Origin of the sequence: Amycolatopsis roodepoortensis (assembly GCF_014873915.1) — a bacterium.
Classification (GTDB): domain Bacteria; phylum Actinomycetota; class Actinomycetes; order Mycobacteriales; family Pseudonocardiaceae; genus Amycolatopsis; species Amycolatopsis roodepoortensis.
This window is the reverse complement of record NZ_JADBEJ010000005.1, coordinates 1,922,143-1,935,221: the sequence shown is the minus strand read 5'-3', so window position 1 is coordinate 1,935,221 and position 13,079 is coordinate 1,922,143. Positions and strand designations below refer to the sequence as shown.

The 13,079-nt window shown below is 70.4% G+C and carries 12 protein-coding genes; 9 read left to right on the top strand and 3 right to left on the bottom strand.

The window, feature by feature from the left end:
* Positions 1-184 precede the first annotated feature (184 nt).
* Positions 185-598, top strand: coding sequence for a DUF3040 domain-containing protein (locus H4W30_RS28440; RefSeq protein WP_192745618.1), 414 nt, complete (start codon positions 185-187; stop codon positions 596-598).
* Between the two features lie 170 nt (positions 599-768).
* Here H4W30_RS28440 and H4W30_RS28435 read toward each other — a convergent pair whose 3' ends face one another.
* From H4W30_RS28435 to H4W30_RS28425, 3 genes are read right to left on the bottom strand one after another with little or no spacing between them, the layout of a single operon-like run.
* Positions 769-3,276 carry a transglutaminase TgpA family protein gene (locus tag H4W30_RS28435; RefSeq protein ID WP_192745617.1) on the bottom strand — a complete coding sequence of 836 codons (2,508 nt, stop codon included), beginning with the start codon at positions 3,274-3,276 and terminating at the stop codon, positions 769-771.
* On the bottom strand, positions 3,273-4,547 hold the full coding sequence (locus H4W30_RS28430) for a DUF58 domain-containing protein (RefSeq protein WP_192745616.1): 1,275 nt from the start codon (positions 4,545-4,547) through the stop codon (positions 3,273-3,275). The genes H4W30_RS28435 and H4W30_RS28430 overlap by 4 nt, the downstream gene beginning before the upstream one ends.
* A gap of 16 nt (positions 4,548-4,563) precedes the next feature.
* On the bottom strand, positions 4,564-5,643 hold the full coding sequence (locus tag H4W30_RS28425) for an AAA family ATPase (protein WP_192745615.1): 1,080 nt from the start codon (positions 5,641-5,643) through the stop codon (positions 4,564-4,566).
* A 272-nt stretch (positions 5,644-5,915) separates the two neighbouring features.
* Between H4W30_RS28425 and H4W30_RS28420 the strand changes: the two genes are divergently transcribed.
* The 8 genes from H4W30_RS28420 (at position 5,916) to H4W30_RS28385 (ending at position 13,073) form a co-directional block, all read left to right on the top strand.
* Complete coding sequence (locus H4W30_RS28420) at positions 5,916-6,269, top strand: hypothetical protein (RefSeq protein ID WP_126734978.1); 354 nt, start codon at positions 5,916-5,918, stop codon at positions 6,267-6,269.
* A gap of 4 nt (positions 6,270-6,273) precedes the next feature.
* The gene (locus H4W30_RS28415) at positions 6,274-6,807 is read left to right on the top strand and encodes a DUF3558 domain-containing protein (protein WP_225949898.1); all 534 of its coding nucleotides are present in this window, start codon (positions 6,274-6,276) and stop codon (positions 6,805-6,807) included.
* Between the two features lie 10 nt (positions 6,808-6,817).
* Positions 6,818-7,396 carry a PPE domain-containing protein gene (locus H4W30_RS28410; RefSeq protein ID WP_192745614.1) on the top strand — a complete coding sequence of 193 codons (579 nt, stop codon included), beginning with the start codon at positions 6,818-6,820 and terminating at the stop codon, positions 7,394-7,396.
* On the top strand, positions 7,393-8,145 hold the full coding sequence (locus H4W30_RS28405; RefSeq protein ID WP_192745613.1) for an ESX secretion-associated protein EspG: 753 nt from the start codon (positions 7,393-7,395) through the stop codon (positions 8,143-8,145). The genes H4W30_RS28410 and H4W30_RS28405 overlap by 4 nt, the downstream gene beginning before the upstream one ends.
* Before the next feature lie 697 nt (positions 8,146-8,842).
* On the top strand, positions 8,843-9,274 hold the full coding sequence (gene mraZ / locus H4W30_RS28400; RefSeq protein ID WP_005156436.1) for a division/cell wall cluster transcriptional repressor MraZ: 432 nt from the start codon (positions 8,843-8,845) through the stop codon (positions 9,272-9,274).
* Positions 9,275-9,478: 204 nt separating this feature from the next.
* Entirely contained in the window at positions 9,479-10,438 is a 960-nt protein-coding gene (gene rsmH, locus H4W30_RS28395) for a 16S rRNA (cytosine(1402)-N(4))-methyltransferase RsmH (RefSeq protein WP_192745612.1), read from the top strand.
* A complete protein-coding gene (locus tag H4W30_RS28390) occupies positions 10,435-11,145 on the top strand; it encodes a hypothetical protein (RefSeq protein WP_192745611.1) in 711 nt (236 codons plus the stop codon). The genes rsmH and H4W30_RS28390 overlap by 4 nt, the downstream gene beginning before the upstream one ends.
* Positions 11,145-13,073: a peptidoglycan D,D-transpeptidase FtsI family protein gene (locus H4W30_RS28385; RefSeq protein ID WP_192745610.1), complete on the top strand. Its 1,929-nt coding sequence runs from the start codon at positions 11,145-11,147 to the stop codon at positions 13,071-13,073. Before H4W30_RS28390 ends, H4W30_RS28385 begins: the two co-directional genes overlap by 1 nt.
* The last annotated feature ends 6 nt before the right edge of the window (positions 13,074-13,079 follow it).

Below are 13,079 nucleotides of genomic sequence, written 5' to 3'. Positions count from 1 at the left end.
GCCGTCTTCGAGAGAGCCGAGCCGGGTGGTTTCGGGCAATTCGATCCCTACTGGATACGGGATCGGGTAGTCGGACGAGCGCGGGGCTCGTATCCTGGACAGAGACACCCCGCCTGGGGTTGTCTGTTGGGTCCATGACGTTGCGCGGCCCGGCGCCCGCGACAGCTGTGCCGGAGGAGGAAAGATGCCACTCTCCGAGCATGAGCAGCGGCTGCTCGATCAGATCGAGCGCGAGCTCTATGCCGAGGACCCCAAGTTCGCATCCACGGTGCGAGGCACCCGGTTGCGCCGCCCCGCCCGCCGACGGCGTTTGCAGGGCATCGCCCTGTTCGTAGTGGGCGTCGCACTGTTGGTGCTCGGCGTGGTGGTCAACATCCGGGTCGCCGAGATCCCCGTGATCAGCGTGCTCGGGTTCCTCGTGATGTTCTTCGGAGTCATGATGGCCGTCACATCGATTCGGCAAGGAGCCGAAACGGAAGGCGGTAAGGACAGCGGTGGCCCGGGGGCCGGCGGAGGTGGCGGCAAGCCGTCCCCGCGCCGGAGCTCGTTCACCCAGCGCATGGAAGAGCGCTTCCGCCAGCGCTTCGAGGAGCAATAGCTCCCACACACGCGAACATGCCGGCAGGGCGACGCCCTGCCGGCATGTTCGCGTTGTCGTGAGTGGCGGGAACCCGCAGCAAGTACGTGAAGGCCCCCTTCACTGCGTCTAGCGCAGTGAAGGGGGCCTTCACGTACTTGGGCGGCGGGACCGAACGCCCGCCGCGACGCCTACTTGCCTCGCCGCAGCGAGCGCGGGAACAGGCGGCCCTTCCACGACATCGGCGCGTTGCGCTTCAGGCTCTTGCGAACCTCGTCGAAGGCCGGGCCCAGCGTCTGGTCGTCCGCGGGCTGGTCCGAGTACCAGGACCGCTCCACGACACCGATGACCGTCCGCAGACCGGTGCGGCCCTCTTCGTCCAGACGGTGCTTCTCGACGACCTTCCGGCCCGCCACACGCACCGTGTCGCCGTCGGAGAGCGGCAGGCCGCGGTCCGCGCATTCGTCCATCAGCTCGCGCCACGCCGCGTCGGCCGCGGCGGGGGAGCGGGACGCGATCTTCTGCAGCCGCAGCCGTCGCTTGATCTCCCGGATCGCCGTCGGCGTGCCGAGCCCGCCGAGGACGACGACCAGCACCAGCGCGAACCACCACGACACCCACGCCGCCAGGAACGCGAACGCCGCGACCCACAGCCCGATCGCGATCAGCGGCAGCCAGTTCGTCACGTTCTGGTTGTCCAGGAACCCGTGTTCCGGCGCGGGCGAGTCCGGGGAAGAGGACGGCCGCATCAGCGCCCGGTACCTCAACCGCGACCGCGCGATCGCGACCACGGTCAGCGCGGCCGCCAGCCCACCGAGGATCCCGGCGAGGATCGCGGGCCACATCGGCTCTTCCTCCGGCTGGCCCGTGCCGCCGTCCGCGCCGAGGTCGGCGCCGGGGTCACGGGGCGTGCCGGTGGCGGGCGCGCTCGACGCGGGCGCGCTCGGCACTTCCTGGGTGTCGTTCGTCGTGGAGCTGCCGGCGTCGTTCTGCAGGTACGGCGGGACGACCGCGCGTCCGTCGAGCAGCGGGGTCGGGTCGAAGCTGACCCAGCCCTTCGTCTGGAAGTAGACCTCGACCCACGCGTGCGCGTCCTCGGAGGTGATCGACAGGTAGTCGCCCTTCGAGGTGCCGGAGGTGAACCCGATGGCGACCCGCGACGGGATGCCGACCGCCCGCAGCATCACGGCCATCGCGGACGCGTACTGCTCGCAGAACCCGCGTTTGCCGTTGAGGATGAAGTCGGCCAGCGCGTCGGAGTCGGTGGCGTCCGCGGTCTTGGTGTCGTAGACGAAACCGTTCTGCGCGGTGAAGAACGACCAGAGCGCCTGCGCCTTGTCGAAGTTGTTGGTCTCGTTTTCCGTCAGCTGCTTGGCCTTCGCGACCACGCGGGGATCGACCCGGTCGACCTGGGTGAACTGCGGTGGCACCTCGGCCAGCCGGGCGTCGTCGAGCCGGAGCTGATCCTTCGACGGGTTCTCGATGGACGCGGTCTCGGTGTAGGCGGGCGCGTTCTGCTTGGTCGTGGTGAACACGGCGCCGCCGACCGGGTCGTACAGCCAGTTGTCGGCCAGTCCGGTGATCGCCCTCGGCGCGCCGTAGACGGGGAGCCAGTTGTCGACCCAGTTCGTCGGCTCGATCCGGATCTCCCGCGCGGGACCGGAGCCGTCGTCGCCCGGAGCGGGCGGGAGCCCCTTATTGGCCTGCACACCCTGCTGGGCGCGGCCGTTCTGCGCGAGCCCCCAGCCCTTGTTCGGCGTGTACGTGTCGAGGGTGAAGGCGCGCAACAGCCGCTTGTCCGCGCCCATCCCGTAGACCTTGAACAGCTCCACGTTCTCGCCCTGGTCGAGCAGGCCGCGCAGCTGAGTGAACGGCTCGACGCCGAATCCGCCCGCGCCACCGCGGCCCGAGCCGGTCCCGCCGGGCAGGCTGCCGACCGTGCCGACCCCGGTCACGGCCGTGCCGATCACCAGCCCCATCGCGATCGCGGCGGCGACCACGCCGACGGGGGCCGACAACGTGCTCGCCGAGTTGCCCAGTCCGGGCGCGTCCCGGTTGCGCCAGCGGCGATGCCGGTGGTTGCCGTCGACGGCGAGCAGGGCGGCGAACGCGGCCGCGCCGAGCAGGAACGTCCACCACGGCAGCATGTCCTCGGCCAGCGCGGCCGGAACGGCGTACACGCACAGCAGGACCAGGCCGGTCGCGGCGGGCGCGGCGGCGGCCACGGCCAGCGTGTCCACCAGGACCGCGACCAGGCCGATCGCGATGGTGATCAGGCAGAGGATCGGCGGGGTGCCCTCGACCGGCGGCAGACCGACGCGGATCTGCTCGGCCGCCGCGGCGAGGACGCCGCCCAGTTCCCCGAACGCGTCCGGGCCGGGGAAGATCCGCAGGACGCCGCTGGTGGTGAACGCCCCGGTGATCAGCAACAGCAGCACCAGCAGCTGCGCCAAGCCGACGACGATGGTCGGCGCGCGCAGCGAACGCAGGGCGAGCCCGGTCGAGGCGATCAGCACGACGGCGACCAGCAGGTAGCCGAACCACGCCCAGCCGGAGACGACGCCGGTGAGCGAGGTCGAGGCGAACAGCGTGGCGAGCCCGGCGGCGACCGGCGCGAGCACACTGCTCGTCCAGACCGGGGGCGGGGCGGCCGGTCGCGGTTGGGGGGTGTGCGGCCGGGGTGGCGCGGTCGCGGTCACAGGCCGCCTCCGATCAGCGTGCCCCGGCGGGTGGCCGTCTGGCAGAGCTCGGCCCAGACCTGCGGCATGGGCGATCCGGGACCGGCGACGACGACGCCCCAGCCCGCGGCTCGCAGCAGCGCCACCGATTCCTCGGTGGCGGCGGCCCGGTTCTCGGGCCGGTTGACGCCGGACGACCAGCCGGGGGTGTCGAGCAGCACGGCGAGGCTCCGGATCCCGCGCGGGCGGTACCGGGACAGCTCGTGCACGGATTCGTTGCTGACGGTGCCGAGCACCGCGATGAGTTCCTGCCCCTCGGCCGGGTCGTGGCCGAGGGTGATGTCGCGCTGGTGCGCGGGCTGGAGCGCGGCGAGGACGTCGAGCACGACGTTGTCGTAGTGCTCGCCACCCTCGCCGGGGGTGTCGGCCAGGGTCTGGCCGTGCTCGGTGATCAGCCGGACGCGGTGACCGGAACGGCGCAGGTGCAGGGACACCGAAGCGGCGAACGAGACGGCCCATTCGAGGCTCGCCGCGGGGCCGGTGCCGTGGTGCGCCGCCGCGCGGTGGTCCAGCAGCACCGTGGTGCCGCCGCGCCACGGCCGTTCCTCGACGCGGACCATGATCTCGTCGCGGCGGGCGGTCGAGCGCCAGTGGACCTTCCGCAGGTCGTCACCCTGCCGGTACTGCCGGACGATCACGTCCGATTCGCCCTGTCCGGCGTGCAGGCGGATGCTGCCGTCGTCGCCGGCACCGATCCCGGCGCCGCTGGGCAGCCCCCACAGGCCGACCACCTTCGGCACGACGACCAGGCGGGAATGCCCGATCAGCTCACGTTCGAACTCGCACAGCCCGAACGGGTCGGTGATCGTCGCCCGCAGCGGGCCGACCTGCTGGACCCCGCGCAGCACCGGCTGCAGGGGGTAGCGCAGCGCGACCCGGCGGTCGTGGGGGAGGCGTTCGACGACGAACCTCGGCCGCGAACCCAGCGCGTAGGGCACGCCGTCTTCGAGCAGCACCTCGCCCGCCGGGAGCCTGCCGTCACGCCAGAGTTCGAGCTGGACCTCGCCCGGCGAACCGACCGCGACCCGCTCCGGGCGCAGCGAGCGGGCCGCGCCCAGCCGCAGCCGGGTCGCCGAGATGAAGAAGGCGACCAGCAGCGGCAGGGCGATGACGAACACCGCGACGCGCAGCAGATCCCGTTCGTTGAGCACGAACGAGCACACCGCCGCGGCCACGCCGGCGGCGAGGAGGCAGCGGCCGCGTGTGGTCAGGCCGGACAGAGCACGCAGCATGCGCCCTTTTCCTTACTCAGCGGTGGTTCGAGCCCTGCGGAACGGGGACGCGGTGCAGGATCGCGCGGACCACGTCGGTGGCCGATCGGCGGGCGGCGTGCGCCTCCGTGGTGAGCACCATGCGGTGCGCCAGCACCGGCACCGCGACCGTGTGCAGGTCGTCCGGGACGACGAACTCGCGGCCCGAAAGCGCGGCCTGCGCGCGGGCCGCGCGGACCAGCTGCAGGGTCGCCCGCGGCGAGGCGCCGAGACGGATCTCCGGCACCTGACGGGTCGCGGCCACCAGGTCGACGGCGTACCGGCGGATCTCCGGCGACATGTGCACCGACCGCACCGTCTCGATCAGCCGCTGCACCGACTGGCGGTCGGAGACGGGCTCGAGGTCGGCCAGCGGGTTGTGCCCGGCGTGCTCGTCGACCATGGCCAGCTCGGCCTGCTGGTCGGGGTAGCCGATGGACACCCGCGCGGTGAACCGGTCCCGCTGGGCCTCGGGCAGCGCGTAGGTGCCCTCCATCTCGATGGGGTTCTGGGTGGCGATCACCATGAACGGCTCTTCGAGGTGGTATGTCGAGGTGTCGACGGTGACCTGGTGCTCTTCCATGCATTCGAGCAGGGCCGACTGTGTCTTCGGCGAGGCGCGGTTGATCTCGTCGCCGACGACGATGTTCGCGAACACCGGGCCGGGACGGAACTCGAACTCGCCGCTCTGCCGGTTGTAGATGGACACCCCGGTGACGTCGCTGGGCAACAGGTCGGGGGTGAACTGGATCCGGCTGACGGTGCAGTCGATCGAGCGGGCCAGCGCCTTCGCCAGCGAGGTCTTGCCGACCCCGGGGACGTCTTCGACCAGGAGGTGGCCTTCGGCGAGCAGGGTCACGAGCGCGATCCGGATGACGTCGGGTTTGCCGACGAGCACCCGCTCCACGTTGGCGGCGATCCGCCGCGCGGTCTCGTGCAGTTCGTCCAGCGACGCTGGGGCTTCACGGCCGTTCTGCCGGCCGCTGACCGAGGCGGCGCCCGTGGGGTACGGGGCTTGCCCGGTTGCCTGCTCGCCCTGGTGTTCGCCGGGCGTCGCAGACTGGATTCTCGACGTCACTCGACCTCCTGATGCCGCGTGGCTGGATTTCCGCTGGGTCCTCTGCCGGACCGTTTCAGTCCCCCGGGCAGCGGTCAGCCTCCCACGAAGTGTGTCAAACTCGGGCGAACTCGTGGGGGGAACCCCGCCAACCCCAGTCGATGACTCTGTGCAACCGGAGACCTTACCTCGATCGGGTGAGGTGAGCGCGTTTTCAGGTGCTCCCGCTGACGCCTTGTTTTGTCGTATGCTCCGGTGCGAGGTCGCTCGACTACGGAGAGGCGTAATCGCATATGAGCGAGGTGAGTACCGCCAAGCCCCGGTTCGACCTGAGCGGGTTCGCGGTCGCGCCGGAGCTGGCCGCCGACGCCCACGCGAAGATCTCCGCCCTGCAAGACGTGGTCGGCCAGATGGTCCGCGAGGCCAAGGTGCTCGGCCGCACGGTTCCCCTCGGCGGGGGATACGCGGACGAGGTCGGCAGGTTCATGGCGCAGTACGGGATCGGGGCCGAAGGCTCCGCGGTCGAGGCGCTCACCGCGTTCGGCAAGGAACTCGAGGCGCTCAAGAACCGGATCGAGAAGGCCCTGGCGAAGTACACCCGACAGGATGAACAAGCAGCGGCGGACGTGGACTGTGTCGGCGGCTGACCCCATGAACCCCCGCCTTGCCGCGCTCGGTGTCCTCGTCCTGCTGACCGTGTCCGCCTGCGGGCAAGGGGCCGCGGGGCAGGCGCCGGTTCCGTCCACCAAGGTGGTGGTGACCGGCGGTTCGTCCCGGGTCGTCGTCCCGCCTGCCGCGCTGGATCCGTGCGCGCTGCTCGGCCCGCAGGACCGGTCGACGGCCGGGTTGAACGTGCTCGGCGTCGCGAAGGAGATCAACGGCGCCCGCGCCTGCGACTGGACGGTGCCCGCGACCTTCGGCGTCACCATCACCGTGGACGAGCGCAACGGACTGAGGGATCTCGAGGTCGCGCGCAAGACCGCCACCAAGACCAAGGTCGGCGGCCGGGAAGCGCTCAAGGTCGCCGACAAGAAGGCCGCCGACGGGACCTGCGCGATCCTGCTGGGCATGGGGGAGAAGGGGAGCGTGCAGATCGACGTGAGCAACACGAACTTCACCGACACCCCGCTCGCCTGCGAGCGTGCGGTGAAGGTGGCGGGACTGGCCGAACCCAAACTGCCTTAGGAGAACTGCCGTGCCTGAAGGAGAGACGCCGGGGCGCGAGGTCCCGGTCGCGGCCACGCGGTACGAGGCCTACAGCCACGAAGCGCTGGCCGCCGAGGTCGAAGCGGGCAACGATCCCGAGGCGGCCGGAGGGATCGGCGCCGCCTGGGACGCGCTCGCGCGGCGCATGCACGACGCGACGTCCGAACTGGCCGGGCTGGTCGGCAGCAGTGAAGAGAACTGGCGCGGCGAAGCGGGCGACGCGCTCCGGGGTGTGCTGGCCACCGCGTCCGGCTGGCTGACCTGGTCCGCGGACATCTCCGCCGCGCTCGGGCAGGCCGTCGCCGGGCAGGCCGAAGTGGCGGCGCGGGCCCGTGCCGACATGCCGCCACCGGTGGACTACGACCCCGGCGCGATGATCCGCGGCGCCGCGGCCGGAGGGAATCTCGCGCTCCTCGCCGCGCTCGCCGACGAGATGGAGGCCAAGCACGCGGAGGCCGAGGAGGCGCGGCGCAAGGCCGTCGACGTCATGAACACCCGGGATGCCTCCCTGCGTTCGCTGACCCCGCAGGTCTCCTTCGGGAAGCCGCCCGAGCTGGGGCGGTCTTGATCCGCGTTTCCGCGTCGGCGTTCGACGTCCTCTGGTCCGACCTGGGACACGCGGCCCCACCCTGGCCGCTGTCCGTCCGCAGTGTCGGTGTCACGGAAGCGGAACGCGCCGAGATCCGCGGCGCGGTCTACGAAAACCTCGCCGAACGGGGCCTTTATGACGGGGACCGCCTCGACGCCGCCCTCGAAGCGCGCTTGAACCTGCTCGCGCGCGCCGAGGTCTATGTCGAATGCGAAGCGCTGGCCGACATGACCGCTCAGGAGCCGTTCCGGGCGGTCGCGGCCGCGCGCGGACGGCACGGTGTGCTGGCCACGCAGCCGGAACAGACCATCGCGCTGTCCGGGATCACCGACGGCGAGGTGTTCGCCGCGATCGTCGACGTCCTGCCCGAACTGCGGCCCGGCCCCGGCTACGGGGTCAGCCTCCCCGCTGCGCGGTTCGGCGACGACCTGGAGGACCCGGTGTTCGGCGACGGCGGGCGATCGTCGGCTTCGGACAGTCAGCTGCGCGAGGTGCTCGCGATCCAGGCGCGGCCCGTCTACAGCGCGGGCCAGTTCACCGTGCGCACCCGCGGCCGAGACGGCCGGGCGCACCGGGCCGGCGGGCTGACCTGGTTCGACACCGACGTCGGCGCGTACTGCGCGGCGCGGACCGAGGGGCGCGGCGGGCAGGCGTGGGTGAACGTGTCCCCTGTGGACGGTCCCCGGCTGGCCGCGCGGCTGGCTTCGCTGCTGGACGAGGACCGCTAGGTTGTGCCGCCGCCGCAAGCGCGGCCGTTGACCTACGTTCCGCCGGTGCGCGGGTGACGGTTTCGAGTGACTGGATGGACGACACGCGTGATCAGATGGACGACACGCGTGATCAGGCGGACGACACGCGTGATCGGGCGGACGGCTCTCGCCGAAACTCGGCCACGCCCGTGTCGTCCATCCAGTCACGCGTGTCGTCCGCCGGATCACGCATGTCGTCCGGTCGGTCCCGTGACATCGCCGGTGCTGAGTCTCGTGAGTGGTAAGGACGGTTAGAACCGTCCTTACCACTCACGAGGACGGGACCGCTGTCCTTTGTCGACACGGATCGTGGGATGACCCCACGTCACCCTCCACAGTGTCCCCGGGCGTCTCCACCGCGCCCCACCGGATTCCCCACTTTTACCCCCACTTCGCCCCACAGCAGGGTTCCGGCTGCCGATATCCGGACGTCTCAGGCATGGATGAGGTTGCTTCGATACCCGCCCAGGGGGATCTTGGCCACCGTCCCCCACCGAGCCCCCACCTGGCCCCACCTGGCTGACCAGCGAAAACGTCTGACACGACGGAGTGGTCGCGGCTTTTGCCGCGTTGACTGTGGTGAAAAGTGGGGTACGGTGGTGCGCAGTGGGGCAGAAGGGAGCCCCGTGGCCGAGTCTGGTTGTTCGCAGCCGGGATCGGTAGGGAGGTGGAGCCGGTGTTCCTCGGCACCCACACCCCGAAACTGGACGACAAAGGGCGGCTCACGCTGCCCGCGAAGTTCCGCGACGCGCTCGCCGGTGGGCTGATGGTCACCAAGGGACAGGATCACTGTCTCTTCGTCTTTCCCCGGGCCGAGTTCGAGCAGATGGCGAGGAAGGTCGCCGACGCCCCGTTCACCAACGAGGCGGTCCGGGCCTACCAGCGTTATCTCTTCGCCGGGACGGACGAACAACGCCCGGACGGGCAAGGACGTATCGCGATCGCGTCCGAGCTCCGACGCTACGCCGGGCTGAACAAGGAGTGCGTGGTGATCGGGGCGATCACCAGGCTCGAGATCTGGGACGCCCAAGCGTGGCAGGGCTACCTGGACGAACACGAGGACAGCTACGCGAAGGCTCGAGAGGAAGTTCTGCCGGGCGTCTTCTAGACGTGGCCGAGGAAGCACCCACGCCGTCGGGGGGCGCGGGTTCACGCTTCGGACACTCCGGAAACCGTCCACACGGATGCCGTGAGGCCTCTGTCCGCTCAGTGGCCCTGGTACACCTTCCCCGGTACCAGGTCAGCAGGCGGGCGGACAGGGACCTGACGGCATCCGGCATCTTCCCCGGCACTACAGGAAAGGGGGGAAGACATGGCAGACGAACACGAGCACGTACCGGTGCTGCTGGACCGCATCGTCGAGCTGTTCGCGCCGGTCTTCTCCGACCGCGAGGCCGTGCTGGTCGACGCGACCGTCGGACTCGGCGGTCATTCCGACGCGCTGCTCACCGCGTTCCCTCTGCTGCGCCTGGTCGCCCTCGATCGTGACCCCAACGCGCTGGAACTCTCCGCGAAACGGCTCGCGCGCCACGGTGACCGGGTCGACTTCGTGCACGCCGTCTACGACGAGATGCCGTCCGCGCTGCAGGGTCTCGGACTGTCCAGAGTGGACGGGATCCTCTTCGACCTCGGGGTCTCCTCGATGCAGCTCGACCGTGCCGAGCGCGGTTTCGCCTACTCCAAGGATTCCCCGCTCGACATGCGGATGGATCCGACCACCGGGTTCACCGCGGCCGACGTGCTCAACACCTACGCCCCCGGCGAGCTGATCCGGATCCTGCGCGACTACGGCGAGGAACGGTTCGCCCAGCGGATCGTCAAAGCCGTTGTGGCGGAACGGGAGAAGGAACCCTTCACGCGCAGCGGGCGTCTGGTGGAGTTGCTGTACGACGCGGTCCCCGCGGCGAGCAGGCGCACCGGCGGGCATCCGGCGAAGCGCACGTTCCAGGCGTTGCGGATCGAGGTCAACGGCGAGCTGGAAGTGCTGCGGCGCGCGATGCCGAGGGCGCTGTCCTGTCTCGCCGTCGGCGGCCGCATCGTCGTGGAGTCCTATCAGTCCCTCGAAGACAGGCTGGTCAAGCAGGCCTTCGCGGAACTGGCGAAATCCCGGACGCCGGAAGGGCTTCCGGTGGAACTGCCGGGCCACGGCCCGGAACTGAAACTGCTCACCAGAGGGGCCGAGAAGGCCGGCGAGGCGGAAACCGAACTGAACACGCGGGCCGCCTCCGTGCGGCTGCGCGCCGCCGAACGGATCGGAGACCGAGCACGATGACCGCTCCCGCGAAGTCCCGCGGCCGCCGGACACCGGCGCCCGGACGGCGTGCCCGCGCGACCAGCACGGTCGAGCAGACGCCCGAAACCACCGAGACCACGAAGTCCACCCGTGCCTCCCGCGGCCGCACTTCGGCGGCCGAACGCGCCTACGCCCGTCGCGCCCAGCGCGCCGACCTGCTGCAGCGAGACCAGCAGCGGAACCGTCCCGACGCGGAAGGCGGGGCGGGCAAGGACGAGCCGAAGAAGAAGCTTTCCCTGCGCTGGCCGCGTTCGCGGGCGTCGTTCGTGCTGATGATGATGGGCATGCTGGCCGTCGGCGTGGCGTGCACGCTGTGGCTGACCACGCAGGCCATCGCCGATTCGTACCGGCTCGAACAACTCCGCACGACCAACGCCGGGCTCGCCGAGGCGAAGGAACGGCTGCAGCGCGAGGTCGCGAAGGCCGAGTCGCCCGCTTCGCTGGCGCCCAAGGCCAGGGAACTGGGCATGGTGCCCGGCGGCGACCCCGCGCATATCGTGGTCGGCCCGGACGGGAAGTCCACTGTGGTCGGTGAGCCGAAGAAGGCCGAAGCCGAAGCGCCCGCCGCGTCGGCCGAGTCCACGGCGCCGCCGCCCGCCGAGGGAACGCAGCAGGGCACGCCGTACGAGGGCGACCAGCCCGCGGTACCGCAGGAGAACGCGGCCCCGGCGCAGGGAGGTCAGTGATGTCGCCCGGCCGCCCGGCGCAGTCCAGGGCCCGGTCGGCGGGGAGCGCTCGGCGGACCTACGCCGCTGGGACCCGTCGTGCCACCGCCCGCCGGGGCAACGGCGGGAACCGGAGCCGGTTCACCGGCGTTCGGATCCTGTTGATCGTCGTGATGGTGCTCGCCGGCCTCAAACTGGTGCAGGTGCAGTGGTTCGAGGCCGGCGCGCTCTCCGAGGCCGCGGAACGGCAGCGGACGTCGGTGATCGAAAGTCCCGCGCAGCGCGGGTCCATCCTGGACCGCAACGGCACGAAGATCGCGTTCAGCGTCGAGGTGCGCACGCTCGCCGTGAGCCTGAACTGGGTCCGCAAGACGATGGACGACTTCGCCGCGAAGAACCCCACCAAGGGCAAGAACTTCGAGTCCGAGGTGGCGGGCGCGGCGAAGCTGATCGCGGCCAAGCTGCCCGGCGTGATCACCGAGAAGGAACTGCTGGACAAGTTCCACAAGCCGGACGGGTTCACCTACCTGGTCCACGACATCGAACCTTCGGTCGCCGAGGCGATCGTCAAGGAATACCCGTGGATCAGCGTCGAGAAGCGCTCGAAGCGGGAATACCCCGGTGACTCGATCGGCGCCAACATCGTCGGCTACGCGAACTGGCGCACCGACGACAAGGACGTCTCCAAGCACAACCTGCACGGTGGCTACGGCCTCGAAGCCTCGCGGGACAACGATCTCGCCGGAACACCGGGCCGCAAGATCGTCAACACCCGGAACGGCAACGACAACCTCGTCATCCCCGGCACCGAACGGGACATCCAGAACGCCGTCCCCGGTTCGGACCTGCAGCTCACGATCGACACCGACCTGCAGTACGAACTGCAGCGGCAGCTGAGCGACTACGTCGTCAAGTCGAAGGCCAAGGGCGGCCAGGCGGTCATCCTGGACTCCAAGACCGGCGAGGTCTACGCGCTGGCCAACGACAAGACGGTCAACCTCAACGACCCGGCTTCGCGCAGCGAGACGGAGAACCTGAACAACCGCGCGGTGACCACGCCGTTCGAACCCGGTTCGGTGAACAAGATCGTCACCGCCGCCGGCGCGATCGACGCGGGGATCACCACGCCGGAGGCGTCCCTGCCGGTGCCGGGCTCGCTGCAGGTGGCGGACAAGATCGTCAAGGACGCCTGGCATCACGGCACGCAGCAGTTCACCACCACCGGGATCTTCGCGAAGTCGTCGAACGTCGGCACCCTGTTGCTGGCGCAGAAACTCGGCGAGGACCGGTACGCGGACCTGCTTAAGAAGTTCGGGCTCGGCCAGCGCACGGGTCTCGGCCTCCCCGGCGAGAGCCCGGGTGTCGTCCCGCCGCGCAACCAGTGGTCGGCCACCACCTTCGGAAACCTGCCGATCGGGCAGGGGCTTTCGATGACCGTCGTGCAGATGGCCGCGATGTACCAGGCCATCGCGAACGACGGGCTGCGCGTGGAACCGCGGGTGGTCAAGGCGAAGGTCAACCCGGACGGGACCGTCGTCCCCGAACCGGCGCCGAAGACCGTCCAGGTCATCAGCCCGCAGGCGGCGAAGACCGTGCGCGACATGATGCGCGCCGTCACGCAGAAGGGCCGCGGGCAGCAGAGCGGCACCGGGCCGAAGGCGGCGCTGGAGGGCTACCAGATCTCGGGGAAGACGGGCACCGGCCAGCAGGTCGACCCGCAGACGAAGACGTACAGCAACCACCTGTACAACATCACCTTCGCCGGGATCCTGCCCGCCGACAACCCGCGCTTCGTGGTCGGCATCCGGCTCGACGCCCCGGACGCCACCCTGCAGCAAGGGCTCTCGGCCGCGCCGCTGTTCCACTCGGTGGCCGCGTACCTGGCGCAGCGGTTCCAGATCCCGCTTTCGGACGGCCCGTCGCCCCAGGTTCCGCTGGTCCTCTCGTGATGTAAG

Coding starts and splice junctions, on each gene's coding strand:
- H4W30_RS28430 (WP_192745616.1), bottom strand. CDS start 4,547: ATGCTGCGTGCTCTGTCCGGCCTGACCACACGCGGCCGCTGCCTCCTC.
- H4W30_RS28390 (WP_192745611.1), top strand. CDS start 10,435: ATGACCGCTCCCGCGAAGTCCCGCGGCCGCCGGACACCGGCGCCCGGA.
- H4W30_RS28415 (WP_225949898.1), top strand. CDS start 6,274: ATGAACCCCCGCCTTGCCGCGCTCGGTGTCCTCGTCCTGCTGACCGTG.
- H4W30_RS28385 (WP_192745610.1), top strand. CDS start 11,145: ATGTCGCCCGGCCGCCCGGCGCAGTCCAGGGCCCGGTCGGCGGGGAGC.
- H4W30_RS28440 (WP_192745618.1), top strand. CDS start 185: ATGCCACTCTCCGAGCATGAGCAGCGGCTGCTCGATCAGATCGAGCGC.
- H4W30_RS28420 (WP_126734978.1), top strand. CDS start 5,916: ATGAGCGAGGTGAGTACCGCCAAGCCCCGGTTCGACCTGAGCGGGTTC.
- rsmH (WP_192745612.1), top strand. CDS start 9,479: ATGGCAGACGAACACGAGCACGTACCGGTGCTGCTGGACCGCATCGTC.